31 protein-coding genes and 2 tRNA genes are annotated in these 22,094 nt (G+C 52.5%); 17 read left to right on the top strand and 16 right to left on the bottom strand.

Features of this window, described 5'->3' with window-relative positions; translation table 11 throughout:
- The first annotated feature begins 3 nt into the window (after positions 1-3).
- Positions 4-1,239 (top strand): phosphoglycerate kinase, encoded by a 1,236-nt coding sequence (locus tag TK_RS05650; protein ID WP_011250097.1) that lies wholly within the window; start codon positions 4-6, stop codon positions 1,237-1,239.
- Between the two features lie 14 nt (positions 1,240-1,253).
- On the opposite strand, the gene TK_RS05645 is transcribed toward TK_RS05650, so the two are convergent.
- The 3 genes from TK_RS05645 to TK_RS05635 are packed head-to-tail and all read right to left on the bottom strand — an operon-like array spanning position 1,254 to position 3,482.
- Positions 1,254-2,024 carry an ABC transporter permease gene (locus TK_RS05645; protein WP_011250096.1) on the bottom strand — a complete coding sequence of 257 codons (771 nt, stop codon included), beginning with the start codon at positions 2,022-2,024 and terminating at the stop codon, positions 1,254-1,256.
- Positions 2,025-2,028: 4 nt separating this feature from the next.
- Positions 2,029-3,015, bottom strand: a complete 987-nt coding sequence (locus TK_RS05640; RefSeq protein WP_011250095.1) for an ATP-binding cassette domain-containing protein — start codon at positions 3,013-3,015, stop codon at positions 2,029-2,031.
- The gene (locus TK_RS05635) at positions 3,012-3,482 is read right to left on the bottom strand and encodes a PadR family transcriptional regulator (protein ID WP_011250094.1); all 471 of its coding nucleotides are present in this window, start codon (positions 3,480-3,482) and stop codon (positions 3,012-3,014) included. The genes TK_RS05640 and TK_RS05635 overlap by 4 nt, the downstream gene beginning before the upstream one ends.
- Positions 3,483-3,578: 96 nt before the next feature.
- Between TK_RS05635 and TK_RS05630 the strand changes: the two genes are divergently transcribed.
- The gene (locus TK_RS05630; protein ID WP_011250093.1) at positions 3,579-4,007 is read left to right on the top strand and encodes an ATPase; all 429 of its coding nucleotides are present in this window, start codon (positions 3,579-3,581) and stop codon (positions 4,005-4,007) included.
- Positions 3,976-4,716 (top strand): endonuclease III domain-containing protein, encoded by a 741-nt coding sequence (gene nth, locus TK_RS05625; RefSeq protein ID WP_011250092.1) that lies wholly within the window; start codon positions 3,976-3,978, stop codon positions 4,714-4,716. Before TK_RS05630 ends, nth begins: the two co-directional genes overlap by 32 nt.
- Positions 4,717-4,776: 60 nt before the next feature.
- On the opposite strand, the gene serS is transcribed toward nth, so the two are convergent.
- Entirely contained in the window at positions 4,777-6,144 is a 1,368-nt protein-coding gene (gene serS / locus TK_RS05620; protein WP_011250091.1) for a serine--tRNA ligase, read from the bottom strand.
- A gap of 112 nt (positions 6,145-6,256) precedes the next feature.
- Here serS and TK_RS05615 point away from each other — a divergent pair, with 112 nt between their 5' ends.
- Positions 6,257-7,363 carry an ATP-binding protein gene (locus tag TK_RS05615; protein WP_011250090.1) on the top strand — a complete coding sequence of 369 codons (1,107 nt, stop codon included), beginning with the start codon at positions 6,257-6,259 and terminating at the stop codon, positions 7,361-7,363.
- Positions 7,364-7,396: 33 nt separating this feature from the next.
- Here TK_RS05615 and TK_RS05610 read toward each other — a convergent pair whose 3' ends face one another.
- The 4 genes from TK_RS05610 to surE all read right to left on the bottom strand — a co-directional run bounded on the left by TK_RS05610 (position 7,397) and on the right by surE (position 9,000).
- Positions 7,397-7,861 (bottom strand): phosphate-starvation-inducible PsiE family protein, encoded by a 465-nt coding sequence (locus tag TK_RS05610; RefSeq protein ID WP_011250089.1) that lies wholly within the window; start codon positions 7,859-7,861, stop codon positions 7,397-7,399.
- Positions 7,862-7,931: 70 nt separating this feature from the next.
- A tRNA-Cys gene (locus TK_RS05605) sits at positions 7,932-8,006 on the bottom strand.
- 22 nt (positions 8,007-8,028) lie between these two features.
- A tRNA-Ser gene (locus TK_RS05600) sits at positions 8,029-8,114 on the bottom strand.
- 106 nt (positions 8,115-8,220) lie between these two features.
- A complete protein-coding gene (gene surE, locus TK_RS05595) occupies positions 8,221-9,000 on the bottom strand; it encodes a 5'/3'-nucleotidase SurE (RefSeq protein WP_011250088.1) in 780 nt (259 codons plus the stop codon).
- Positions 9,001-9,097: 97 nt separating this feature from the next.
- On the opposite strand from surE, the gene TK_RS05590 reads away from it, so the two are divergent.
- The gene (locus TK_RS05590; protein WP_232500627.1) at positions 9,098-10,183 is read left to right on the top strand and encodes a hypothetical protein; all 1,086 of its coding nucleotides are present in this window, start codon (positions 9,098-9,100) and stop codon (positions 10,181-10,183) included.
- A gap of 47 nt (positions 10,184-10,230) precedes the next feature.
- On the top strand, positions 10,231-11,205 hold the full coding sequence (locus tag TK_RS05585) for an archaeosine biosynthesis radical SAM protein RaSEA (RefSeq protein WP_011250086.1): 975 nt from the start codon (positions 10,231-10,233) through the stop codon (positions 11,203-11,205).
- A 44-nt stretch (positions 11,206-11,249) separates the two neighbouring features.
- Here TK_RS05585 and TK_RS05580 read toward each other — a convergent pair whose 3' ends face one another.
- The 3 genes from TK_RS05580 to TK_RS05570 all read right to left on the bottom strand — a co-directional run bounded on the left by TK_RS05580 (position 11,250) and on the right by TK_RS05570 (position 13,028).
- The gene (locus TK_RS05580) at positions 11,250-11,720 is read right to left on the bottom strand and encodes a hypothetical protein (protein WP_011250085.1); all 471 of its coding nucleotides are present in this window, start codon (positions 11,718-11,720) and stop codon (positions 11,250-11,252) included.
- A gap of 9 nt (positions 11,721-11,729) precedes the next feature.
- Complete coding sequence (locus tag TK_RS05575) at positions 11,730-12,329, bottom strand: hypothetical protein (protein ID WP_143598684.1); 600 nt, start codon at positions 12,327-12,329, stop codon at positions 11,730-11,732.
- 222 nt (positions 12,330-12,551) lie between these two features.
- The gene (locus tag TK_RS05570; protein ID WP_011250083.1) at positions 12,552-13,028 is read right to left on the bottom strand and encodes a hypothetical protein; all 477 of its coding nucleotides are present in this window, start codon (positions 13,026-13,028) and stop codon (positions 12,552-12,554) included.
- Positions 13,029-13,391: 363 nt separating this feature from the next.
- On the opposite strand from TK_RS05570, the gene TK_RS05565 reads away from it, so the two are divergent.
- Genes TK_RS05565 through TK_RS05525 form a run of 9 tightly spaced genes read left to right on the top strand, consistent with a single transcriptional unit; the run spans position 13,392 to position 19,439 of the window.
- Positions 13,392-13,664 (top strand): 2-oxoglutarate ferredoxin oxidoreductase subunit delta, encoded by a 273-nt coding sequence (locus TK_RS05565; protein ID WP_011250082.1) that lies wholly within the window; start codon positions 13,392-13,394, stop codon positions 13,662-13,664.
- 3 nt (positions 13,665-13,667) lie between these two features.
- The gene (locus TK_RS05560) at positions 13,668-14,858 is read left to right on the top strand and encodes a 2-oxoacid:acceptor oxidoreductase subunit alpha (protein ID WP_011250081.1); all 1,191 of its coding nucleotides are present in this window, start codon (positions 13,668-13,670) and stop codon (positions 14,856-14,858) included.
- Positions 14,858-15,724 carry a 2-oxoacid:ferredoxin oxidoreductase subunit beta gene (locus TK_RS05555; RefSeq protein WP_011250080.1) on the top strand — a complete coding sequence of 289 codons (867 nt, stop codon included), beginning with the start codon at positions 14,858-14,860 and terminating at the stop codon, positions 15,722-15,724. The genes TK_RS05560 and TK_RS05555 overlap by 1 nt, the downstream gene beginning before the upstream one ends.
- Entirely contained in the window at positions 15,714-15,998 is a 285-nt protein-coding gene (locus tag TK_RS05550; protein WP_011250079.1) for a nucleotidyltransferase family protein, read from the top strand. Before TK_RS05555 ends, TK_RS05550 begins: the two co-directional genes overlap by 11 nt.
- Complete coding sequence (locus TK_RS05545; RefSeq protein ID WP_011250078.1) at positions 15,995-16,390, top strand: HEPN domain-containing protein; 396 nt, start codon at positions 15,995-15,997, stop codon at positions 16,388-16,390. Before TK_RS05550 ends, TK_RS05545 begins: the two co-directional genes overlap by 4 nt.
- Entirely contained in the window at positions 16,380-16,892 is a 513-nt protein-coding gene (locus tag TK_RS05540) for a 2-oxoacid:ferredoxin oxidoreductase subunit gamma (RefSeq protein WP_011250077.1), read from the top strand. Before TK_RS05545 ends, TK_RS05540 begins: the two co-directional genes overlap by 11 nt.
- Positions 16,889-18,037 (top strand): 2-oxoacid:acceptor oxidoreductase subunit alpha, encoded by a 1,149-nt coding sequence (locus tag TK_RS05535; protein ID WP_011250076.1) that lies wholly within the window; start codon positions 16,889-16,891, stop codon positions 18,035-18,037. The genes TK_RS05540 and TK_RS05535 overlap by 4 nt, the downstream gene beginning before the upstream one ends.
- A complete protein-coding gene (locus TK_RS05530) occupies positions 18,037-18,882 on the top strand; it encodes a 2-oxoacid:ferredoxin oxidoreductase subunit beta (RefSeq protein ID WP_011250075.1) in 846 nt (281 codons plus the stop codon). Before TK_RS05535 ends, TK_RS05530 begins: the two co-directional genes overlap by 1 nt.
- The gene (locus TK_RS05525) at positions 18,879-19,439 is read left to right on the top strand and encodes a 2-oxoacid:ferredoxin oxidoreductase subunit gamma (protein WP_011250074.1); all 561 of its coding nucleotides are present in this window, start codon (positions 18,879-18,881) and stop codon (positions 19,437-19,439) included. Before TK_RS05530 ends, TK_RS05525 begins: the two co-directional genes overlap by 4 nt.
- Here TK_RS05525 and TK_RS05520 read toward each other — a convergent pair.
- Together TK_RS05520 and pfdA are read right to left on the bottom strand one after the other, a co-directional pair.
- A complete protein-coding gene (locus TK_RS05520) occupies positions 19,420-19,719 on the bottom strand; it encodes a prefoldin subunit (RefSeq protein ID WP_048053706.1) in 300 nt (99 codons plus the stop codon). The two genes, TK_RS05525 and TK_RS05520, sit on opposite strands and share 20 nt — an antisense overlap.
- A 35-nt stretch (positions 19,720-19,754) precedes the next feature.
- Positions 19,755-20,216: a prefoldin subunit alpha gene (gene pfdA, locus TK_RS05515; RefSeq protein ID WP_232500626.1), complete on the bottom strand. Its 462-nt coding sequence runs from the start codon at positions 20,214-20,216 to the stop codon at positions 19,755-19,757.
- A gap of 71 nt (positions 20,217-20,287) precedes the next feature.
- Between pfdA and TK_RS05510 the strand changes: the two genes are divergently transcribed.
- Positions 20,288-20,761 (top strand): DUF192 domain-containing protein, encoded by a 474-nt coding sequence (locus TK_RS05510; RefSeq protein WP_011250071.1) that lies wholly within the window; start codon positions 20,288-20,290, stop codon positions 20,759-20,761.
- Here the strand turns inward: TK_RS05510 and TK_RS05505 are convergent.
- The 3 genes from TK_RS05505 to TK_RS11910 are packed head-to-tail and all read right to left on the bottom strand — an operon-like array spanning position 20,758 to position 21,735.
- Positions 20,758-21,105 carry a 6-pyruvoyl trahydropterin synthase family protein gene (locus tag TK_RS05505; protein ID WP_011250070.1) on the bottom strand — a complete coding sequence of 116 codons (348 nt, stop codon included), beginning with the start codon at positions 21,103-21,105 and terminating at the stop codon, positions 20,758-20,760. The genes TK_RS05510 and TK_RS05505 overlap by 4 nt on opposite strands.
- Positions 21,102-21,542 (bottom strand): type II toxin-antitoxin system VapC family toxin, encoded by a 441-nt coding sequence (locus TK_RS05500; RefSeq protein WP_232500625.1) that lies wholly within the window; start codon positions 21,540-21,542, stop codon positions 21,102-21,104. The genes TK_RS05505 and TK_RS05500 overlap by 4 nt, the downstream gene beginning before the upstream one ends.
- Positions 21,543-21,549: 7 nt before the next feature.
- Complete coding sequence (locus TK_RS11910; RefSeq protein ID WP_048053705.1) at positions 21,550-21,735, bottom strand: hypothetical protein; 186 nt, start codon at positions 21,733-21,735, stop codon at positions 21,550-21,552.
- 89 nt (positions 21,736-21,824) lie between these two features.
- On the opposite strand from TK_RS11910, the gene TK_RS05490 reads away from it, so the two are divergent.
- Positions 21,825-22,082: a hypothetical protein gene (locus TK_RS05490; RefSeq protein WP_011250068.1), complete on the top strand. Its 258-nt coding sequence runs from the start codon at positions 21,825-21,827 to the stop codon at positions 22,080-22,082.
- The last annotated feature ends 12 nt before the right edge of the window (positions 22,083-22,094 follow it).

Here is a 22,094-nt window from a genome sequence, read left to right as displayed (position 1 = left end):
GTGATGTTCAGAATCACAGATTTCACCTACGAGGGAAAGACCGTTTTTCTGAGGGCTGACCTTAACTCCCCCGTTGAAAAAGGACGGATAACGAGCGACGCCCGCTTTCGGGCGGTTTTACCAACGATTCAACACCTCCTCGACAACGGGGCGAAACTCGTGATAGCGACCCACCAGAGCAGACCCTACAAGGGGGACTACATAACCACCGAGGAGCACGCCCAAATCCTGAGCAGACTTCTCGGCCAGGAAGTTGAATACGTCGAGGACATCTTTGGGAAATACGCCAGGGAGAGAATAAGCTCCCTGAAGCCAGGGGAGGCTATAATTCTCGAAAACCTCCGCTTCTCAGCTGAAGAGGTATTCAACAGGTCAATTGAGGAGTGCGAAAAGACGTTCTTCGTGAGAAAGCTTGCGCCGTTAATAGACTACGTCGTTAACGATGCCTTTGCAACTGCCCACAGGAGCCAGCCCTCCCTCGTCGGCTTCGCCCGCCTTAAGCCGATGATAATGGGGAAGCTTATGGAGACGGAGGTTGATGCACTGAGCAAAGCTTACGAGAGCGAGGAGAGGCCGAGAGTTTACGTCCTGGGCGGTGCAAAGGTAGATGACTCCCTCCGCGTTGCCGAGAACGTCCTGCGGAAGGGGAAAGCGGATCTCATCCTCACTGGTGGTCTCGTCGGGCAGATATTCACGCTCGCTAAGGGCTTTGACCTCGGGGATGCCAACATAGAGTTCCTTCACAGGAAAGGTCTCCTTGAGCTTGTGGACTGGGCGGAGAAGATACTCGACGAGTTCTATCCCTATGTCAGAACGCCTGTGGACTTTGCCATTGATTACAAAGGCGAGCGCCTTGAGGTTGATCTCCTGGGCGGCGAAAAGAGGCTGTTTGACCAGTATCCCATCCTTGACATAGGCTCAAGGACCGTGGAGAAGTACCGCGAGATACTGATAGGTGCAAAGATAATAGTGGCTAACGGCCCGATGGGCGTCTTTGAGAGGGAAGAATTTGCGGTTGGTACGGTCGGTGTTTTCAGGGCCATCGGCGAAAGCCCCGCCTTCTCGGTGGTGGGCGGTGGCCATTCAATAGCAAGCATCTACAGGTACAACATCACTGGAATAAGCCATATATCAACGGGCGGTGGGGCCATGCTGAGCTTCTTCGCGGGAGAGGAACTCCCCGTCCTGAAGGCGCTGAAGATAAGCTACGAAAGGTTCAAAGACAGGGTAAAAGAATGAGGGAGCCCTCCCCTTCAACCTATCGTTGCCCTCTCGAACTCAACCATGGCCAGCCCCACCAGGAGGGCCGCCAGGACGGTCAGAACACCTAAATCAACGGCGAGCGAGAACTTGGCAACGTTGGCCCCCACGAGGAAGTGCCTCGCGCCGTCAACGGCGTAAGTTAACGGGTTGATGTAAGCTAAGGCCTTCATCCAGCCTGGCATGGTGTCTATTGGGTATATCGCGCCGCTCAGGAAGGTCAGCGGGAGCATGAGGACCATCATCACCATCTGGAAGCCCTCCATGCTCTCCATCTTCAAAGCCAGGCTGACGCCAAAGCCCGAGAAGGCCATCGAGAGCAGGAAGCCGACTCCGAGGGCCGGAAGGAATCCGCTCAGCTTGAGGCTCTCCGCGAGCGGGTAGGTGAGGGTGAGGATTATCGTTCCCTGAGCGAGCGTCACGAGTGAGTCACCGATTATCCTCCCCAGGATGCTCCCCCTCCTCGATGCGGGAGCAACAAGGACTTCCTTGAGAAAGCCGAACTGCTTGTCCCAGATAACGCTTACTCCTGCTATGAAGCTCATGTTGAAGACCGTCATGGCAAAGATACCTGGCGCGAGGAACGTTAAGTAGTCCACTCCCCCAAAGATCATCTTCGTCATGGGGTTGTCGAAGACCTTGCTCCACCCGAGGCCGAAGAAGACGAGCCAGATGAGCGGGTTGATTATCATCCCGATTACCCTCGACCTCGCCCTGCTGAACCTCTTGAGCTGCCTGTAGGCCATTGTGGTTAGTGCCTCCATCCTCTCACCTCCTCCTCATCCTCATTCTCACGAAGGAAGCCATCGGGTTCTCCGGCCCTTCGTCCCTTATCTCCCTGCCAGTCAGGTGGAGGAAGACGTCGTTGAGCGTGGGTCTGTGGTAGGTGACCTCGAGGATTCTGATGCCCCTCTCATTTGCGAGCTCGAAGAGTCCCGGGAGCGCTTCGGCAGCGTTTTCCACCTCAAGCGCCACCCTGCCGTCGGGAAGAACCTTACAGCCCCTGATGAAGCCACTTTCGAGGCACTTGAGCTCTTCGGGAGCGTCGAGTTTAAAATAGATCACGTCGTTTCCGACGAGCTTTTTGAGCTTCTCCGCGGTGCCCTCGGCAATTATCTTTCCGTGGTCTATGATGGCTATCCTGTCCGCTAACATCTCCGCCTCGTCCATGTAGTGAGTCGTGAGGAAAATCGTCATATTGTGCTCCTCCTTCATGGCGCGAATGTAGTCCCAGATGTGCGCCCTCGTCTGCGGATCGAGGCCTATCGTGGGTTCATCAAGGAAGAGAACCTCGGGCTCGTGGAGGAGAGAGCGCGCTATCTCAAGCCTCCTCTGCATCCCGCCGCTGAAGGTCTTGACTGGTTTGTCCTTGAACTCCCAGAGCTCGACGAACTTGAGGAGGCGCTCTATCTTCTCCCTCAGTTCGCTCCCCTTCAGCCCGTATATTCTCCCGTGGATGTACATGTTCTCCCACGCGGTAAGCTCCCTGTCGAGGCTCGGATCCTGAAAGACTATGCCTATCCTCTTCCTCACCTCCATCGGCTCCTCAACCACGTCGTGGCCAGCGACGATCGCCCTTCCCGAGGTCGGCCTCAAAAGCGTCGTGAGAACGTGCACGGTGGTTGTTTTCCCTGCCCCGTTCGGCCCGAGGAAGGCGAATATCTCTCCCCTCTTAACCTTAAAGGAGACCCCTTTAACGGCCTCAAAGTCCCCGTACTTCTTAACGAGGTTCTCAACAACTAATGCTTCGCTCATTCCGTTCCCTCCTTTATCTCACCCAAAAGAATTAACCTAACCCTCTTCGTGAACTCTGCAAATTCCTTCGCGAGGGCCCTTCTCTGCTCTTCACCCAATTCGTTGATCGAGTTGAATGTCTCTTTGAGAACCTCCGCCAGCTCCCTGCCGCCGAGACGGGCGAACTCCCTAAAGCGCTCTGCGGTCTCAATGGCTTCATTCACCTCGTATTCATGCTCTTTGAGGTACTCTCTTCCCTTCTCGGTTATGCGGTAGAGCTTCTTCTCCCTTTTTCCCTCACCTGCGACCTCAATGAGGCCTGACCTCTTCAGGGAGGCTAGGATGGGGTATATAGCCCCAGGGCTCGGCTGGGGCATGCCGTACCTCTTCTCAAGCTCCGCCATTACGCCGTACCCGTGGAGCGGACCTTCCTCAAGGAGTTTCAAAACGAGGAGTTTGAGGTGTCCCCTGAACTTCGGCTTCTCCATTTCTTTCACCGATATATCGTTTGATATGTCGAGTTTATAAAGCTTTCTTAGGAACGCTTATTACCCTCCGCCCTAACTCACGGTTAGGTGGGGACTATGAAGATAGTACTCAAACCCCTCTTCGACGCTGAGCTCCCGGCTGGCTTTGAGGAGATTATCCGTTCGAAATTAGTGGGCAGAGAAGTAAAAACTGGCGAGACGGTTGAGATAGACCTCCTCGGGAGGCCTTTGGCCTACAAAGTTGTCCTCGCCGATCCAAGCCCGATGAAGGTCTCGAAAAACACCCGAATCGAGATAACGAGAAGCGAGGTGAAGGAGATAACTCTCGAATTCGATGAAGAAGTTCGGGAGGTGCTCCCCTTCTCAAAAGGTCTCGTCATCGTCCTCGAAAACGAAGTTCGAATCTACAACTGGAGCGGGCAAAAGATTTATAGCAGGGAGTTCGAGGAACTGAAAGAAGTTAGGGTGGCAGAAGGGAAGGTGGTGGTAGTCCATGGAAGCAAAGTCACGGTCATTGAGCCTTGAGGGCTTCACCTTTGAGGAGAGCTGGGAGGAAAAGAAAAAGCGGGCCGAGAAGATAGTTGAAATCCTCATGAAGACCCACCCGAGGGAAAAGCTCCTAATCGGCGACCCCTACCGAACGCTCGTCCACTGCATAATCTCCCAAAGGATGCGCGATGAGGTAACCTACCGCGTCTGGGAAGAGCTGTTTAAGAAGTATAAGGACATTGAGACAATAGCGAACACCCCCGTCGAGGAGATGCAGGAGTTTCTAAGAAAGCAGGGAGTTGGCCTCTGGAAGACGAAGGGCGAGTGGATAGTTAAGGCCTCCAAGATAATCCTTGAGAGGTACGGGGGAAAAGTCCCGGATGACATTCACGAGCTTATGAAGCTCCCGGGAATCGGGAGGAAGTGTGCGAACATCGTTCTGGCATACGGCTTTGGAAAACAGGCTATCCCAGTGGATACGCATGTTAACAGGATAAGCAAAAGGTTGGGCCTGGCACCGCCGAGGGTTGCCCCTGAAAAGGTCGAAGAGTACCTAACTGCACTCATCCCGAAGGAGAAGTGGATATACGTCAACCACGCCATGGTTGACCACGGAAGGAGTATCTGCCGGCCGATAAACCCCAAGTGCGAAGAATGTCCGCTGAGAGAGTTCTGCCCCTACGCGAAGGGCCTTGTAACTGACGAGGATATCAAAGGGAATGCTAGAAAGCCCACAAGGAGATGATATTGAGGTTTTCCTTTGGTCTCTTCTTTAATCTTCAAAGAGGAAATAGAAGAGATACCCTCAGTCCTGACAACATTTCTCTTTCATGTGTGCTGGCAGTATCTCCTTGAAGCCAGTGTACTTCCAGAGGGCCTTCGGGAGCTTTACTACACCTTCTTCCGTCTGGTGGTTTTCGAGGATAGCAACGATGGCTCTTGAGGTTGCTATGGCAGTTGAGTTGAGCGTGTGGACGAACCTGGGCTTCTCGTGGGTCTTGTCGCGGAAGCGGATGTTAAGCCTTCTCGCCTGCCAGTCGGTACAGTTGCTCGCCGAAACCACTTCCCTGAACTTGCCCTGGCCAGCCATCCAGGCCTCTATGTCGTACTTCTTGGCTGCTACGTAGCCTAGATCTCCAGTACAAATGTTCACGACGCGGTAGGGAATCTCAAGTGCCTGGAATATCTCCTCGGCGTTGGCAATGATCCTTTCATGCCACTCCCAGCTCTCCTCCGGCCTTGAATAAACGAACTGCTCGACCTTGTGGAACTGATGTACGCGGAAGATTCCCTTCGTGTCCTTTCCTGCAGTTCCTGCCTCCTTCCTGAAGCACGGGCTTACGCCGACGTAGAGGAGCGGTAAGTCCTTTCCGTCAAGGATTTCGTTGGCGTGCATGCCAGCGAGCGGGTGCTCAGCGGTCGGGATGAGGTAAAGGTCCTCACCCTCGACCTTGTAGATAACGTCTTCGAAGTCATCGAAGGTGGTTGCACCTTCTTCAACGAAACGCCTAACCATGTATGGGGGGATTACTGGAGTAAAGCCCTTCTCGATGAGCTTATCCAGAGCGAAGCGTATCAAGGCAAGGTCAAGGATAACGAGCTCGTTGAGGAGGTAGTAGAACCTGGCACCGCTCACCTTAGCGGCCCTCTCGAGGTCAGCACCGCGGAGGAGTTCGAGCATGTCAACGTGGAGCCTCGGTCTCCAGCTGAGAACCTCGTATTCCATCTTCCCAAGGCTCTGCTCCTTGAAGGTTTCGAGGAAGCCCTCCCAGACCTTGGCCTTGCCCCAGAACCTTATCGGGACGTTGTCCTCGTCGCTCTCACCAACGGGGACGCTCTCGTGGGTGATGTTGGGCAAGCGCCAGAGGTAGTAGTCGATCTTCTTCTTCAGCTCCTCGTTCTCCTTCTCCAGCTCCTCTATCTGCTTCACTATCTCGTTGCTCCTCTTCAGGAGGTCGTCTATCGGCTCTCCGGCCTTCTTCCTCTTGCCTATCTGCACCGCCAGCTGGTTGCGCTCCTTCCTGAGCTGGTTGATCTTCTTCAGGTTCTCGCGCCACTTCTTGTCGAGTTCGAGGATTTCATCTATCCACTTCAGCTTTTCGGTTTCACCGCGCTTTATCAAATCCCTCTTTACTATCTCTGGGTTTTCGCGGATGAGCTTTATGTCAAGCATGTTCTCCACCTCAACTGAGAAGGGTCTACCTATAAAAAAGGTTTTTGGGTGATACCACATACATAACCACCTACACAAAATTCCTATAAGAAGCCGCGAGAATCAGAATAAGATGCAGAGATCCCATGAGATATTGATTTCAAAATACGAGAGAGCGTATTGGGACGCTGTGGAGAGGGGAGAATTTTCAAGGGCAAGGGTACTTGCTATTAAATGCGCCGGCTTGTTCCGAGAACTCGCTTCTCTAAACCTGGAGTTCTCCGACTACTACCTGGAGATGGCCAAGCAATGGGAGAAAAGAGCGGGGGAGCTGGAGAACGGCCATAGATATTCCCAGAGAAAGTCCGTTAATCTGCCCAACGTTGTGCAGACATCGAGGGTTGCCTGGGACGATGTAGGTGGGCTATGGGAAGCAAAAAAAGTACTATCGAGGACTATAGGTCTTCACCTCGCCAGGGTTCCTGGGAAGTTCGAACCCTGGAAGGGTATTCTCTTGTTCGGGCCACCCGGCACTGGCAAAAGCCTTCTGGCGAGTGCAGTGGCGGGAAGCCTCGGGGCGACGTTTCTGAACGTTAAGGTCAGCGACGTTCTGAGTAAATATTTCGGAGAGTCGTCCAAGCTTGTTGCCTCCATTTACCACCTCGCCAGGGAGAAAAGTCCTAGCATAGTCTTTATAGATGAGTTCGATGCGCTGGCCATGAAGCGCTCCTCCCTCGAGGATGCTGCCAGAAGGGTTCTTTCGACTTTTCTCGTTGAGATTGACGGTTTTAAGCGTTCAGACACCAATGAGCGTGTTGTTACCCTCGCGGCAACGAATCGGCCGTGGGATCTTGATGATGCCATCCTTTCCAGGTTTCCTCTTAGGGTATACGTACCGCTCCCCGACGAAAGTTCCGCGGTTGAAATACTGAGGATACATTTATCCGGCTTTAGGGTTAAGGCTAATCTGAGAGCCGTAGCTAAGGAAGCCGTGAGACGGAGATACTCGGGAAGGGATCTCGCAAACCTTGCCAGACTGGCCATAACCAAAATGCTGAGTGACATGAACCCCGAACTTTCGGAGCCTCAGCTTATCCCATCTCTAGTAGGGAAGGAGCTCACTGTACGCCCAATTGAGATGGAAGATTTTAGATACGGATTGCGGAGAATAAAGAGTCCAATTACGCCTGCATTAATCAAAAAGTACGAGATGTGGGCTCGGGAATATGGATCGTATTAGCCAGATCGGTGATTTTAATGTTGGGAGTTGCAGTTATTGCGTGTTCAGTCCGCGCTCGATGATGAACTTTTCCTCCTCGGAAATTCTCCGCCTTTCCTGAACGTATATCCAGCCCAAGACGAAGATGAGGGCGGCCATTCCGATCAGCAGTTCCCAGCCCAAAGCTTTGTAATCTATGGTAATAACGAGTTTCCTAACCAGTGCCACGACGCCAAGTTCTGCAACGCGGCGCATACTTACGTGGTGCTCCTTTATATAGAGGGTTAGGAGTTCAAACAGCTCTAGGAGTATGATCACGAGCAGGAACTCATGAAGGGTTTCTTCAATGTCAAATCCCTGGAGCATGATTTCAGCCAGATCGTAGATGGCGTAGAGAACGTATGCCATCGTAAGGAGGGCTAGGACTATCACAACTAGGTCGAAGGCGAAGTTCATCCACTTGAGTGCGGTGTTCTCAAGGGGTGTGAGCTCTTTCTTCTGTCTCGGTACTATTGACATTAGACCACCCTAACGATTTGTATCCTGAACCTTATATCGTTTTCCTGTGGGAAAAGGTTATGAAGAAGATTGGAGCCGGGACCGGGATTTGAACCCGGGTGAAAGGGATCTGCAGTCCCTCGCCTCGCCTCTAGGCTATCCCGGCATTGAACCCGAAGAAAGTAAGCTGGCGCCGCGGCGGGGATTTGAACCCCGGTGGGCACCGCCCACCGGCTTAGCAGGCCGGCGCCCTACCAGGCTAGGCTACCGCGGCATTCGACGCCCAGCTTATATGAGCCAGGGAGGGTTTTTAAGTTTTTTGGCCGCTCTGACCATGCTCCATATTAACCCCATCGGGCCCCCCCATATGTTGGCAACGTTCACGGTTGTGCAAACAGCACCTTTCTTACTTCCTCGAAATTCACCCTGGCAGTCATATCAATGTTTATCGGTGTTACGCTGACCTTTCTCTCGATCTTAAGAGCGTAAGCGTCGGTTCCGGGCTCAAACTCTTCCCTCTTCTGTCCAACTATCCAGTAGTAGGGATGCCCTCTGGGATCTACCCTTTCTTCAATCGTTGGACAGTAGCGCTTCCTTGCTAGGCGGGTTATTGCAATTTCCGTCTCTGGAGTTGCGTTGCTTGGTACGTTGACGTTAAGCATGTCGACTCCCTCTGGGAGACCCTTCTCAAGTACTGCCCTTGTTATCCTTTTAAGGAAATGTGAAGCAACTGAGAAGTCAATGCCCTCTCCTTCCCCGAGGGTCTTTTTCCAGTCTACCTCAAGGCTTATAGCTATACTTGGGACCTCATGGGTTGCCGCTTCGATAGCTGCCGATGCAGTCCCTGAAACCGTTATCTCGGTGCTGAGGTTCTCGCCAAGGTTTATACCGCTGACAGCTAAATCAAAGTCCCCAAACCTGGCCAGGGCAAATATAACGCTGTCCGTGGGAGTTCCGTCTATCCCGTAGGCAACCTTTGCCCCAGGGACGTCCACGAGCCTTGCTCTTATAGGCCTGTGGAGAGTCATGGCCCTTCCACTGGCGCTTCTCTGGAAGAGCGGGGCAACCACATAGACTTCTCCAAGACTTGAGAGCGCTTTTACGGCAGCACGAATGCCGTTTGAATATATCCCGTCGTCGTTTGTTACGAGGATTCGCATGGTTGAGTATCTGCTCTTTGTCCTTTTTAGTCTTGCCCAAGTGGTAGAAGGAGAAAAGCAACATTTTTATACTCCCACTTGGTAATGTTCACTGAGGGTGATATACGTGGAGCTACTGAAATCAAGACCACTGATGACTAAAAATGAACTTTTAAGTTATGTTAATAGTGCTAGTGGATTCATTCTTGTTGTCTCTGAGAACATAAAACCCGTGCTGTTCTCGAACGGACAGCCAGTATCAGCCAATTTTGAGTTGCCCGAGGTAATTAGAAACGTCTCGATCTACTCCCTAGACAAACTAGAGGCCCTCGACTTTCTACACGGAGACCTGAAACTTCCAAACGATACTCAGCCAGGCGATGCTCAGAGTGAAACCCAGTCCCAGGACACTCTTTCCGAAGCCCCCAGGATAGTTCAGCTGGATATCAACCTTGAGGTTCCCCCAGAGTTTGCTCTTCCAATCGAGAATGGTGTAATAGAAGCAGTTAAACATCTCTTCCAGAAAAAATCCGTGGCCTTAAGTGTGGTTCATGGAAAGGGACGTGTGAGACAGGGCTTTACTGGGACGAACCTGCTAGTCCTTAGAGTTGCCGTTGAAGGGTACTCCCTTGGTGAGGTTGGGCCTGAAGTCATTGCGGACTCCCTCAAGGAGCACATCGAGAGGGAACTTGGATTCAGGACTACGGTTTCAATATCCGAGCTGGGTATTCAGAGAGTAAAGAAGCTCCCGCTCGTAAGGTTCCAACGCAGGAAAGTGAACTTCAGGGGTGGAAGAGTCTTGGAAGTTCCGCTCTCCACAACCAAGGGTTCAGTAAAGGTTGACATGGATAAACTGCAGAAGGAAGTGGAGAAGATCCTTCAGGAGGCGGGGCTTTCAGAGGAGCTTTTGGAGCTGACAAAGAAAGAAGAAAAGAGCGAATCAGCCGGTCTCCTGGAAAGAAGCTTGGTATCCAAGCTTTCCAGCATTAAGGGAATAACTCTGAACTGGGTTAAGGTAACCGGCAGTGGTGGCAACTACAGCCTCGCGTTGGGAATCAACAGAACGTCGAAGTCGCTCTCGGACGTTCAGATAGTTGAAGCAGTTAAGGAGGCCATAAAAGGCGCTGAGTCGGAAGCCCATGCCGCAGGAGTGTCCGGAAGGTTCGTGAGTGCGTACGTTGTCATTGAGAAGGACATCTATTAGCCCTCACATTTAAAAACCCTGGTTCCAAGCCCGCCTCAGGTGAGAGAATGACTTACTGGACGAGCGAGGACAACGTGGCCGGAAAGCCGGGGACGGCGCTCTTCATAATCCTGCCTACGATAGGATGCTACCGCTACCGTATAGGTCAGGCGTGCTACATGTGCTCCTATCCAACTGCCGCGCCTAAGGTAAAGTGGACTCAGGAAGCGATAGTGAACTACGTGAAGGAGGCCCTCGAGAAGATAGAGGGAACGGAGGGGCCGTTCGCGGTTAGAATGTTTACCTCGGGTTCATTCCTCGACAACGGTGAGCTTAAGCCTGAAACGAGGAGAAAAATCTTCGAAATCCTTGCGGAGATGGATAACGTCGAGGAGATCGTCATCGAGAGCAGGAGCGAGCTTGTTAGGTATGAAGCCGTTAAAGAGCTTGCCGAGATAGTCCCGGATAAACATTTTGAAGTTGCCATCGGTCTTGAGACTGCCAACGACGACGTTGCTGACGTTTCCATAAACAAGGGGAACACCTTTGCCGACTTTGTGAAGGCGGCTGAGATAACACACAAGGCCGGCGCCAAGGTCAAGACTTACCTTCTCCTCAAGCCGATATTCCTCTCCGAGCGCGATGGAGTAGAGGACGCTAAAGAGAGCATAATCAAGGCAGAACCCTACACGGACACCTTCTCCATCAACATAACGGACATCCAGAAGGGGACGCTCTACGAGAGGCTCTGGGAGAAGAAGGAATACCGCCCGCCCTGGCTCTGGAGCGCGGTGGAGGTTCTCATCTGGGCGAAGAGGAAGTTTCCCAACAAGAGAATCCTGAGCGATCCCGTTGGTGCAGGCTCGAAGCGCGGACCTCACAACTGCCTCACCGACTACGACAGAGTCATCGGCAAGGCCATAAAGAAGTTTTCAGCCACGCAGGACTTAAGCTATATAGAGAACCTGAAGCCAGAATGCAGAGATAGATGGGAGTACATAGTCGAGAACGGCCTCCTCGACTGGCAGCTGGTTACGTGGTGAAGCTCTCAGGACATGTTTGGTCTTCTCTTTCTCTGTTTCAAAACTCAACACGTGACGTGAAGTCCTGTGCTTATGATCATGAGAACCATCAACGCTGGGAAGAAGCCCTGGACTGCCAATAGGACTTTCTCCAGCTTTCCCTCTCCGAGAACAATGCCGCTCAGGATGGAGACGATGAGGATCCCCCACAGCCATTTAGTAGTCTCATCAGAAAAAATGGGCATCAGCACCACTGTGAGTATTGGCGCTCCTATTGACAAACCAGATTTTTTGAGGATAGGGCTCCTAAGATAGACATACAATGCAAGGATGACTATGGCCGGGAGGAGAACGAGGATGACGAAGATTGGAGTTGGCGAGTACCATATATGGCACGTAAAGATCCTGTCCCAGAGCTTAATACTCTCGCCTCTGATGTAGTATTTCTCCAGCCAGCGCTGGTAGGCAAGAAAAATCTCCCAAACGGTAGCCAAACCGAGAATGGAAAGATGTATGAGGAAATCTCGGAACTTCATGGGAATCCATCACCCCTCACTCAGGATTTCCGCAACTCTTAAAACGTCCTCATGACTCCCCTTCACTAGTATTAAGTAGAAGTTAGCATCGTCTTCAATTTCCAGAGCGAGCAGGGTATCGTCATCTCTCTCAAAGATCGCTCCCTTCTTGAGCTCTCTAACTTTGGTGTAGCCGGCTTTTTCGAGAGAGTCTAGGTACTCCGCAACGTACTCCTCGGGGTTCTTGGGGTATTCGAGGCGAAAAGCTTCCACTATTTTTGAATCCTCAGGATTCTCCGCATACTCAATCTTCGAGATCACGACGGAGGTCTCCTTGGGATATACATAGAGGGCTAAATAAACCTTACTGGAGAGTGTGATGCTCTCTGTGGAAGCTCCTGGCAGAACAAAGCCGATCCAGTTCTCTGAAAAGCCCTCCAGCCTCTTAAAGTAGCACTTCGGCTTTTTTTCGGTCCAGTTTAAGGGCTTGAAGTTGAAGAAGCCGACGAGTACGTGCCTCGGACTTCCATTTACAACCTCGTCGAGGGTTATTCCCTTAAACCCTGCCTCTGGAGGGAAGCCCGGACCGCTGACAATAGGAGGTTTGATGCCGCTCACGTTCACCGGCACCTTGGAGAAACAATGGATTTTCTCAGAAGGTTGGGAGACTTCCACAGCAATCAGTGCCCATATAACAACCAGCAATATGAAGGCAACATGGGGTCCTCTCATTGAACTCTCCTCCGTATGTTGTGAGTACGGCATCTTTCTTAAAAACATTATGGTTGTCTATCGTAAAATGATCCCTCTTTTTCATCGGTATTAGGACTTATATTGGTGCTGTATCCTACTTCACACCGCCACAGATGTTCCACCCCATACCATAACACAAATGATAAACGAAACTATGAATGATGTGGTTGCCCATACCAGTCTCTCCACTCTTTTTGTAGAGTAATTCAGTCTTATACCCATGCCTGGAACACTATACAAGACCGCAGAGGTTATTCCGGCCCCAGCCGGGGGAATCCATGACTTTTCGAAGAGGTCTAAGAGAAGGAGCGTTACCAGTACAACGGCAAGCGAAGGGATTCCAAATGCTACAAGTTCACCCCATTCCTTCCAGAGGCCAAGGATAATTGAGATTAGGAACGGCGCCGTTACGAGGAGAACGAAAGTTGCTGATGGACTAAAGTGGAAGGCACAGATCGGATGAGGACGAATCTGGAGGCAAGAAGCTCCGACGTAGTATTCTGAAGGGAGCAAAATCATGAGTAGGAACTCCCATGCGGGGAAGAGGAAGAGATAAAGGAGAGAGCGGGGCTTCATTTGCTCACCTCCACTTTGGAATTAACCATGTGGATTTACTCAGTTGGGTCACAATGTACTACTGTAATATAATAAGTTGTGAGTAGATATAAGATTTTCCATTTCATGATTATGATATTTAGTAATTATTTACAACTCTTATCGATTCAAAATACCGTGGGCCCATGAGGAACTTTGAACCTATGTGCCTGCGATTGTTATTGACGTGATGAATTTTCTTCTCTTTTCTGCTCCATGTCCTCTTGCTTTTTCTTGGGGTGTATAAACCCAACCAGTACATCTTTTATGGACATTAATGTTCTCTCACGAAAGCTTTAAATGTTGACAAACGTAAACGGGGTTAGCAAATCGCGGGTGATGATTATGGCAGATGTCGAAACCAAGACAACCGTTGAAAAGGAAGGATACCTCGTTATCGGCAAAGCCGAGGGAATAGTTGAGATTGACATCGATACTTTTCTGTGCAAGGGATGCGGAATCTGCGTCGAGATGTGCCCGAGAAAGGTCTTCGAATGGAGCAAGGAGCTGAGCGAAAAGGGCGTCCATTATCCTGTTCCCGTCAACGCTGAAAAGTGCGTCAAGTGCAAGCTCTGTGAGCTGCTCTGCCCGGACTTCGCCATAGCGGTAAGGTGGTGACGCATGATAATCCGCGGCGACGAGCCTGAGCAGATCAGGCTCATCAAGAAGCTCTACAAACCTGGCAACTACTTCATGCAGGGCAACGAGGCCGTTGCCTATGGAGCTATCTTCGCCGGCTGCCGCTTCTACGCAGGCTATCCTATAACCCCCTCAAGCGAGATAGCCGAGACGATGGCGAGAGAGCTTCCAAAGCTCGGTGGCTACTATCTCCAGATGGAGGATGAGATAGGGAGCATAGCGGCGATGGTCGGCGCATCCTGGACGGGCCTCAAGGTCATGACGGCAACCGCAGGCCCGGGCTTCTCGCTCATGCAGGAGAACCTTGGATACGCGGTCATGACTGAAACACCTTTAGTTCTCGTTGATGTCCAGAGGAGCGGCCCATCAACCGGTCAGGCGACCAAGGGAGCGCAGGGGGACTTCTTCCAGGCCCGCTGGGGAACCCACGGCGATCATCCGATAATAGCCCTCTCGCCGACGAGCGGGCAGGATGCCTTCTGGGAGATAATCAGGGCGTTCAACATAGCCGAGAGGCTCAGGACGCCAGTTGTCATGCTCTTCGACGGCGTTCTCGCCCACACGAGGGAGCTCGTCAAGATACCCGATGTGGAAGAAGTTGAAATTACCTACCGCAAGCTCCCGCAGAATGAAGAAGAGGCCAGGCTTCCCTTTGGAGACCCGCACGGTGACGGTGTTCCGCCGATGCCCCTCTTCGGCCACGGCTACTTCACCCACGTCACGGGTTCAACGCACAAGGAGAATGGCCTTCGTGATGTCTACACCCCCGAAGTCCACGACAGGCTCGTGAGGAGACTTCACAGGAAGATCGAGCAGAACAGGCACGTCTATGAAAAGTACGAGGAGTACTTCACGGACGACGCGGAAATTCTCGTCGTCAGCTGGGGTGTAACGGCAAGGCCGGCCCTCGGGGCAGTTCTAAAGGCGAGGGAAGAGGGAATCAAAGCCGGGCTATTCGTACCCAAGACCGTCCACCCGTTCCCGGGGGAGCGGATGAGGGCGCTCGGAAAGAAAGTCCGGGCCGTACTCGTCCCGGAGATGAACCTCGGCCAGATGATACTGGAGGTTCAGAGGTATGTCAACGACGACGTTCTCCTCAAGGGCGTGAACAAGATAGGCGGAGTCCCTCTAACGGTTAACGAGATTCTCCGCGAGATAAGGGGTGTTGCCTGATGGCAAAGGAAATCTACTCACGCTATCCTATGGTCAAATACTTGAGAAAGGAGGCACTTCCCACTGCCCTCTGCCCAGGCTGTGGGGGTGGAACCGTCCTCAATGCCTTCGCAAACGCCGTTGACCAGCTCAGGATAGACCCGAAAGACCTCGTTGTTGTCAGCGGTATCGGCTGTTCCGCCTGGATAGCCTCACCGTATTTCCTCGCCGACACTCTTCACACTACTCACGGAAGGGCCATAGCCTTTGCAACCGGCGTTAAGGTCGGACTTCCCGACAAGAAGGTCGTCGTAATAAGTGGGGACGGTGATCTGGCCAGCATAGGCGGGAACCACCTCATCCACGCCGCGAGGAGGAACATCGACATAACGGTCATCTTAGTTAATAATATGATATACGGAATGACCGGTGGCCAGGTTGCCCCAACGACACCCTTCGGTGCAAAGACTACGACAACTCCCTACCGCAACATAGAACACCCGCTTCAGATAAGCGAAACTGTTGCCGCCGCTGGGGCCTCCTACGTCGCCCGCTGGACAACGGCCCACGTTTACCAGCTCATTGAGAGCATAAAGAAGGCCCTTCAGGTTAAGGGATTCTCGCTCGTTGAAGTTGTCTCCCAGTGTCCCGTCCAGTTCGGAAGGAGGAACAGGATGAAGGAACCCGCCGAGATGCTCCGCTGGTTCCTCAAGAATTCAGTTCCCATAAGCAAGGCGAAGAAGATGTCGCCAGAAGAACTTGAGGACAAGTTCGTCATCGGGGAGTTCGTGAACAGGGAGAGGCCGGAGTTCGTTAGCGAGCTCAACAAGCTGATAGATGAAGTTCAAGAGCACTTTGGGCTTAAGGGTGAAGATGATGGAGTTTGAGGCCATCGGCAGAAGGCTGAGGGAGGCCTTTGGTGACAGGGTTGAGGAAGTAATCATCTTCGGTTCAAGGGTTAGAGGGGACCACAGAGAAGACAGCGACCTCGACGTTCTTCTCGTCCTCAAAGATGAGATAAAGGCTGAGGACTGGGACGAGATAGGAAAGCTGAGTGCGGAGCTCACCCTCGAGCTCGGGATCTCGGTCATGATAATGCCCCACACTTCCAAGAAGGACAGCCTCTACAACACGGCAAAAACGGAGGGAATCGCAGTATGAACGCGGATGAGATCAGGGCGCTTCTCAGAAAAGCCGAAGAGAGGCTCGCTGCTTCAAGGGAGCTTTTTGAGAGGGGCCACTACGCCTTCGCCATCTCAAGCGCCTACTACGTTATGTTCTACTGCGCGAGAGCGCTTCTCCTCTCCAAGGGCATAACGCCGAAGAGCCACGCTGGAGTTCATGCCCAGCTCGGAAAAGAGTTCGTGAAGACCGGGGAAATGCCCGCGAGGCTTTACACGGGCTACTCAAAAGCCCTCAACATGCGCCACACTGCCGATTACGATGCTTTCGTCGAGTACACTGAAAGGGACGCGAGAGAAGTTTTGAGGTATGCTGAGGAGTTTTTGGCTTTCACAAAATCTTATCTGGAGGGTAAGAACGATGCAGATTAGACTCGCTGGTATAGGCGGCCAGGGCGTCGTCCTGGCCGGTGTCATCCTCGGTGAAGCAGCAGCTATTGAGGGCCTCAACGTCCTTCAGACGCAGGACTACAGCTCGGCCAGCAGGGGCGGCCACTCGATAGCCGACGTGATAATCTCTAAAGAACCCATCTACGACGTGATGGTCACCGAGGCAGACGTTCTGGTGGCCCTCCACCAGCTCGGCTACGACACCGTTAAGGACTCCCTCAAAGAGGACGGCCTTCTCATTATCGACACCGACCTCGTTAAGCCCGATAGGGACTACATCGGTGCTCCCTTCACGAGGCTCGCGGAGGAAACGACGGGACTTGCTCTGACGGTCAACATGGTGGCCTTAGGTTACCTTGTTGCGAAGACAGGCGTTGTGAAAAAGGAAAACGTTGAAGAGGCCATAAGGAGGCGCGTCCCGAAGGGAACCGAGGAGATAAACCTCCGCGCCTTCAGGGCAGGTTATGAGGAGGGATTGAAATGAGATACCCGTTTCCCGTTGGAAAGGCTGACTTTATCCAAGGCGATGAGGCCATAGCGAGGGCGGCCATCTTAGCCGGATGCCGCTTCTACGCTGGCTACCCGATAACACCCGCCAGCGAGATATTCGAGGCGATGGCCCTCTACATGCCGCTCGTTGACGGCGTGAGCATACAGATGGAGGACGAGATAGCGAGCATAGCGGCCATCATCGGAGCCTCCTGGGCCGGAGCGAAGGCGATGACAGCTACTTCCGGGCCGGGGTTCTCACTCATGCAGGAGAACATTGGCTACGCTGTGATGACCGAGACTCCAATTGTGGTCGTAGACGTCCAGAGGGGTGGACCGAGCACGGGTCAGCCAACGCTTGCCGCCCAGGGCGACATAATGCAGTCGATCTGGGGCACCCACGGCGACCACACCCTCATAGTGCTTTCTCCATCTACCGTCCAGGAGGCCTTCGACTTCACGATAAGGGCATTCAACCTAGCCGAGAAGTACAGGACTCCGGTTGTTCTTCTCACCGACGCGGAAGTGGCCCACATGAGGGAGCGCGTTTACATCCCGAACCCGGACGATATCGAACTCGTTTACCGCAAACTCCCGCAGAACGAGGAAGAAGCAAAGCTTCCCTTCGGCGATCCACACGGCGATGGAATTCCGCCGATGCCGATCTTCGGAAAGGGCTACCGGACGTACGTCACGGGACTGACCCACGACGAGCGCGGAAGGCCGAAGACCGTTGATGCGGAAGTCCACGAGAGGCTCATAAAGAGGATCATCGGCAAGATAGAGAACAACAAGCACGACATAATCAGTTATGAAAAGTTTGAGCTCGACGATGCGGATGTTGCGATAGTCTCTACAGGTATCGTCTCCCGATCCGCCATCAGGGCCGTCAAAATCCTCCGCGAGAAGGGCATCAAGGCCGGACTGCTCAAGCTCAACACGATATGGCCCTTCGACTTCGACATGATGGAGGAGCTGGCCGAGCAGGTGAAGAAAATCTTCGTTCCAGAGATGAACATGGGACAGCTCTACCACCTCGTCAAGGAAGGAGCGAATGGGAAGGCCGAGGTCGAACTGATAAGCAAGATAGGCGGCGAGGTTCACACTCCAATGGAGATAGTCGAGAGGGTGGTGGGATGATGTACCTGAAGTCCGCTTACGAGATACGTGAGAAGTACCTCAGAAAGGACATGCTCCCGACGATATTCTGTCCAGGCTGTGGTATAGGCTCAGTCCTCCAGTTCACGCTCAGGGCAATAGACGATCTCGGCCTGAACCAGGACGAGATAGTCTGGGTGAGCGGTATCGGCTGTTCCTCCCGTGTTCCAGGTTTTGTTAACTTCGACGGCCTTCACACGACTCACGGAAGGGCTTTAGCGTTCGCAACGGGAATAAAGCTGACCAACCCGGACCTCAAGATAATAGCCTTCATGGGAGACGGAGACGCAGCAGCTATCGGCGGAAACCACCTCATCCACGCCATAAGGAGGAACCTCGACGTCACCGTTATCCTCATCAACAACTTCACCTACGGAATGACCGGCGGCCAGGTCGCCCCGACGGCACTCAAGGGTCTCAAGGGGACGACAGCTCCCTACGGCCAGTTCGAGAACCCGTTTGACATAGCCCAGCTCGCGGTTTCTGCCGGGGCCAACTACGTGGCCAGGTGGACGGTCTTCAACTACCTCCAGGGCATAAACAGCATAAAGAAGGCGCTCCAGAAGGAGGGCTTCACGCTCGTGGAGTTCCTCTCGCCATGTCCGATCAGCTTCGGAAGAAGGAACAGGATGAAGACCGCCCCGGAGCTCATCCGCTGGTACCAGAAGATAACCGTCCCGCTGGCAAAGGCCAAGAAAATGTCCCCAGAGGAGCTTGAGGGCAAGATAGTCATTGGCGAGTTCGCCGACAGGGACAGGCCGGGGCTCGTTAGGGAGTACCGTGAGTACATAAAGAGGGCCAAGAAGATGATGGGGTGGGAAGAATGAGGAAGGAAGTCCTCTTCAGCGGCTTTGGAGGTCAGGGTGTCATCCTCGCGAGCGTCATCCTCGGAAGGGCAGCAGCTGTTTATGAGGGTCTCTACGCTGTCCAGACCCAGGCCTATGGGCCAGAATCAAGGGGTGGCGCTAGCAAGGCCGAGGTTGTCATCAGCGACGAGCCGATAGACTACCCCAAGACCCTCAGCCCCGACTACGCGGTCTTCTTCTCCCAGGAGGCCTACACCAAGTATCTCCACACCGTCAAAGAGGGTGCAAAGGTCATCGTAGAGAAAGACCTCGTCCCGCACAGGGACCTTGAGTTCGAGAAGAATCTCGATGTTTTGGCGCTCCCGCTCACTGAGATAGCGGAGGAGACCACCGGCCTGAGCCTGACGATGAACATCCTCGCCCTTGGCGTCCTGACTGCCTGGACTGAGATAGTGAGCAGGGAAGCGATAGAAAAGGCCGTCCTCGATGCCGTTCCAAAGGGGACGGAGCAGATCAACCTGAGGGCCCTTCACAAAGGGTTTGAACTCGGAGAGAAGGCTAAGAGAGGGGAGCTTTGAGTTTTGACAGCTCTTCCATTATTTCCTTCTCCCTTTTCTTGAGCTTCTCGATCTCTCTCTTGTAGACGAGCCTGCTCCTCTCGATGTGCTCTATGGCTTCATCTCTGGTTATCTCAACCAGAAGATCGCTGAAGGCTCTGTAGATTCTCCTCTCGGATTTCAGGGAAGTTATTATCCCTTCGGCGTATTCAAGCTCCTTCATTTTCAGCTCAAGGCTCTGCCTGAGGGTTCTTATCTGCTGGAGCTCTAGCTGAAGTTCGTAGGCCCTAACGGCCTCCATAGAAACCACCTCCAAATAAAAAGGGGTGATGGGAGTCACTCTCTCTTCTCAGGCTGCATCTCCTGGAGCTCCTTGAGGAGCTCGTTGACCTTCCTGGTGTCCTCCTCAATCTTCCTCAGCAGGGCCAGGCGGAGGTCCATGAGGGCCTTGATCCTCTTCTCGATGTTTTCCCTGGCCTCGTCAACGGTTGCCCCAACGAGTATTCCCGCTCCAACGTCCATGATGACATCGTCCGGATTCTCGATCTTACCCCTGATTGCCACACCGCTTCCGAGCGGGATGTAGATTTCTTTGCCCTTGCCCTTCTCCTTGAGGTAGGCCAGGGTCGCGTCAACCGTCCTGAGGTCAGTTATGGTAGCGTCAATAACGCCGACCTGGCTCCTGAGGTACTCAATCTCACCGAGGTAGCTCCTAATCTCGTCCTGAATCTGCTCAAGGGTTCTGGTCTTCTTCTCCTCGGCCATTCCCATCACCCCCTCAAACTTTTTCTTACCCATTGTTAAAATAACTTTTGGTATTTAAAAGTTTTTTGGTAAGGCTTATTAAAGATGGTCTTGAACGCATCATCATGATAATCAACGAGACTAAGGGGAAAGCATGGCACGGAAAAGTTAAGCTCGCGGATACCTTCCTCAAACGGTTTAGGGGGCTTATGCTGGTCAAAAACGTTAACCATGCACTGGTTTTCGTCCTCCCAGCTGAAACGCGGGCAAACGCTTCAATCCACATGTTTTTCATGCTGAGCGACATCGACGTTATCTGGCTTGACTCCTCCAGGAGAGTAGTGGACTTTAAGACTGCAAAGAAGTGGCGTCTCTACACTCCGAAGAAAGCCGCCCAGTACATAATCGAAGGCCCCGTTGGGCTGATAAGAACCCTTGAGGTGGAGGAAGGGGACTTAATAAGCTGGACGCCTACCGAAGAAAGGGAGAAGGCAGTTCCAGTCAAGTCGCTAATTCCAGGAAAAATAAACTTAAACGGCTCCAAAAACAGTATTGCAATGGTTGAAAGCGTTAAAGAAGTAAAAGCCAATGAGGTTTAGAACTCAAACTCGACTCCGTTCTCGTCGCCCTCCCAGAGGACTATGCGCTTGAGCTGCACTCCTCCAGGAAGTTTCTCCTGAATCTCTTCTGCTATCCAGAGGGCGATGTTCTCTGTTGTCGGGTTCTTAAAGAGGGAGTTGAGGTTTTTGTGGTCGAGTTCCTTTATTATGTTCTCCACAATTCTCCGAAGCTCCAGAAAGTCCATTACATAGCCGTTCTTAAGCGGGCCTTCAACGGCGACCTCCAGCCGGAAGGTATGACCATGTATCTCCTCTGCTTGACCATCTATGATGACCGCATGGGCTGCCTCAAACTTGAAGCGCTCGACGACGCGGGATTTCATGGCTGCACCTCCAGCTCATTTAGATATGACACTAGTAATATGCCTTCTCTGTTACAAGCATCTGAGAAATCTGAATCAAGAGATACTAAGGCCTCTATTCCGTAGTATTCTGCAGTGGCAAGCAGAAGAGCATCGTTAGGCAGCAGACTGTACTCAGAAGACAGCCTAACGGCAATAGTGGCTACATCATAATTAACCTCAAGAAAGTCGGGTATTGCAAGGAGAGGTAGAACAACCTCCTCAAACTCCTGCACGGCAGATTTAACGAGTTCGGGTTTCTTTTTGGCCTTCCAGTAAGGGCCGACCTTAATGCGGAGATAATGGTAAAAAACCTCGCTGAAAACAACGTCGTTTATGAAAACCCGCCAGTTTGAGTGAAACAGCTTCGTGAGGAGGTTTTCTGCGGTAGTATCGCCTTTAAGGGCTTCAATGAACACATTACTATCAACTAGAAAGCTCCTCATAGAGCTCAGCCTCCAGCTCGCGCCAGGACTTCTCGGACTTTATGGAGCCAAAAGCCCGTTGGAGGACGTCATCAAGGTTCGCTCTTGCTCTTGCTCTGAGCTCGTCCATTTTAGCCCGCCACTCTCGGTTGAGGGCTACATATCCAGTTTTCTCCACTTCCCCCACCAGTGGTGAATTAGAACCGAAGTAAATAAAACTTTCTTACCGAAAGGCTAATCTGTGGGTAGGGATACTATTCAGTTTGGGTGAGACCTATGGGCCGTGGGATGACCGTTGATGCAAACCGCGTTATAGCTGGTGGCGTCCTGGTCTTCGTCGAGCCTGAAACATTCAAGAAGTTTCTGGAGCTGAAGGAGAGGCCCCTTGTCATAGTCGGTGAAACGGGGGGATTCAAGAAGGTCAAGCTTACCATGACGACCTACGATGGGGCGCTGATAATAACCCGGGGCGAAGTTGAGCTGTCTGAGACTGCAATAGTCGTAAAGGCTAGGGAGCTTTCCCTTGGGAAATGACTCCATTGGGCA

Origin of the sequence: Thermococcus kodakarensis KOD1 (assembly GCF_000009965.1) — an archaeon.
Taxonomy (GTDB): domain Archaea; phylum Methanobacteriota_B; class Thermococci; order Thermococcales; family Thermococcaceae; genus Thermococcus; species Thermococcus kodakarensis.
The sequence above is the reverse complement of the archived record's forward strand: the minus strand, read 5'-3'. Positions and strand labels throughout refer to the sequence as shown.

What these genes read in the sequence shown, in the direction of transcription:
- TK_RS05505 (WP_011250070.1), bottom strand. Translation starts at nt 21,105, where the DNA reads ATGAAATCCCGCGTCGTCGAGCGCTTCAAGTTTGAGGCAGCCCATGCG.
- TK_RS05535 (WP_011250076.1), top strand. Translation starts at nt 16,889, where the DNA reads ATGAGATACCCGTTTCCCGTTGGAAAGGCTGACTTTATCCAAGGCGAT.
- TK_RS05555 (WP_011250080.1), top strand. Translation starts at nt 14,858, where the DNA reads ATGGCAAAGGAAATCTACTCACGCTATCCTATGGTCAAATACTTGAGA.
- TK_RS05510 (WP_011250071.1), top strand. Translation starts at nt 20,288, where the DNA reads ATGATAATCAACGAGACTAAGGGGAAAGCATGGCACGGAAAAGTTAAG.
- TK_RS05630 (WP_011250093.1), top strand. Translation starts at nt 3,579, where the DNA reads ATGAAGATAGTACTCAAACCCCTCTTCGACGCTGAGCTCCCGGCTGGC.
- TK_RS05520 (WP_048053706.1), bottom strand. Translation starts at nt 19,719, where the DNA reads ATGGAGGCCGTTAGGGCCTACGAACTTCAGCTAGAGCTCCAGCAGATA.
- TK_RS05635 (WP_011250094.1), bottom strand. Translation starts at nt 3,482, where the DNA reads ATGGAGAAGCCGAAGTTCAGGGGACACCTCAAACTCCTCGTTTTGAAA.
- TK_RS05610 (WP_011250089.1), bottom strand. Translation starts at nt 7,861, where the DNA reads ATGTCAATAGTACCGAGACAGAAGAAAGAGCTCACACCCCTTGAGAAC.
- TK_RS05580 (WP_011250085.1), bottom strand. Translation starts at nt 11,720, where the DNA reads ATGAAGTTCCGAGATTTCCTCATACATCTTTCCATTCTCGGTTTGGCT.
- surE (WP_011250088.1), bottom strand. Translation starts at nt 9,000, where the DNA reads ATGCGAATCCTCGTAACAAACGACGACGGGATATATTCAAACGGCATT.
- serS (WP_011250091.1), bottom strand. Translation starts at nt 6,144, where the DNA reads ATGCTTGACATAAAGCTCATCCGCGAAAACCCAGAGATAGTAAAGAGG.
- TK_RS05615 (WP_011250090.1), top strand. Translation starts at nt 6,257, where the DNA reads ATGCAGAGATCCCATGAGATATTGATTTCAAAATACGAGAGAGCGTAT.
- TK_RS05545 (WP_011250078.1), top strand. Translation starts at nt 15,995, where the DNA reads ATGAACGCGGATGAGATCAGGGCGCTTCTCAGAAAAGCCGAAGAGAGG.
- TK_RS05570 (WP_011250083.1), bottom strand. Translation starts at nt 13,028, where the DNA reads ATGAAGCCCCGCTCTCTCCTTTATCTCTTCCTCTTCCCCGCATGGGAG.
- nth (WP_011250092.1), top strand. Translation starts at nt 3,976, where the DNA reads ATGGAAGCAAAGTCACGGTCATTGAGCCTTGAGGGCTTCACCTTTGAG.
- TK_RS05530 (WP_011250075.1), top strand. Translation starts at nt 18,037, where the DNA reads ATGTACCTGAAGTCCGCTTACGAGATACGTGAGAAGTACCTCAGAAAG.
- TK_RS05650 (WP_011250097.1), top strand. Translation starts at nt 4, where the DNA reads ATGTTCAGAATCACAGATTTCACCTACGAGGGAAAGACCGTTTTTCTG.
- TK_RS05645 (WP_011250096.1), bottom strand. Translation starts at nt 2,024, where the DNA reads ATGGAGGCACTAACCACAATGGCCTACAGGCAGCTCAAGAGGTTCAGC.
- TK_RS05640 (WP_011250095.1), bottom strand. Translation starts at nt 3,015, where the DNA reads ATGAGCGAAGCATTAGTTGTTGAGAACCTCGTTAAGAAGTACGGGGAC.
- TK_RS05585 (WP_011250086.1), top strand. Translation starts at nt 10,231, where the DNA reads ATGACTTACTGGACGAGCGAGGACAACGTGGCCGGAAAGCCGGGGACG.
- TK_RS05565 (WP_011250082.1), top strand. Translation starts at nt 13,392, where the DNA reads ATGGCAGATGTCGAAACCAAGACAACCGTTGAAAAGGAAGGATACCTC.
- TK_RS05540 (WP_011250077.1), top strand. Translation starts at nt 16,380, where the DNA reads ATGCAGATTAGACTCGCTGGTATAGGCGGCCAGGGCGTCGTCCTGGCC.
- TK_RS05525 (WP_011250074.1), top strand. Translation starts at nt 18,879, where the DNA reads ATGAGGAAGGAAGTCCTCTTCAGCGGCTTTGGAGGTCAGGGTGTCATC.
- TK_RS05490 (WP_011250068.1), top strand. Translation starts at nt 21,825, where the DNA reads ATGGGCCGTGGGATGACCGTTGATGCAAACCGCGTTATAGCTGGTGGC.
- TK_RS05560 (WP_011250081.1), top strand. Translation starts at nt 13,668, where the DNA reads ATGATAATCCGCGGCGACGAGCCTGAGCAGATCAGGCTCATCAAGAAG.
- pfdA (WP_232500626.1), bottom strand. Translation starts at nt 20,216, where the DNA reads ATGGGTAAGAAAAAGTTTGAGGGGGTGATGGGAATGGCCGAGGAGAAG.
- TK_RS05550 (WP_011250079.1), top strand. Translation starts at nt 15,714, where the DNA reads ATGGAGTTTGAGGCCATCGGCAGAAGGCTGAGGGAGGCCTTTGGTGAC.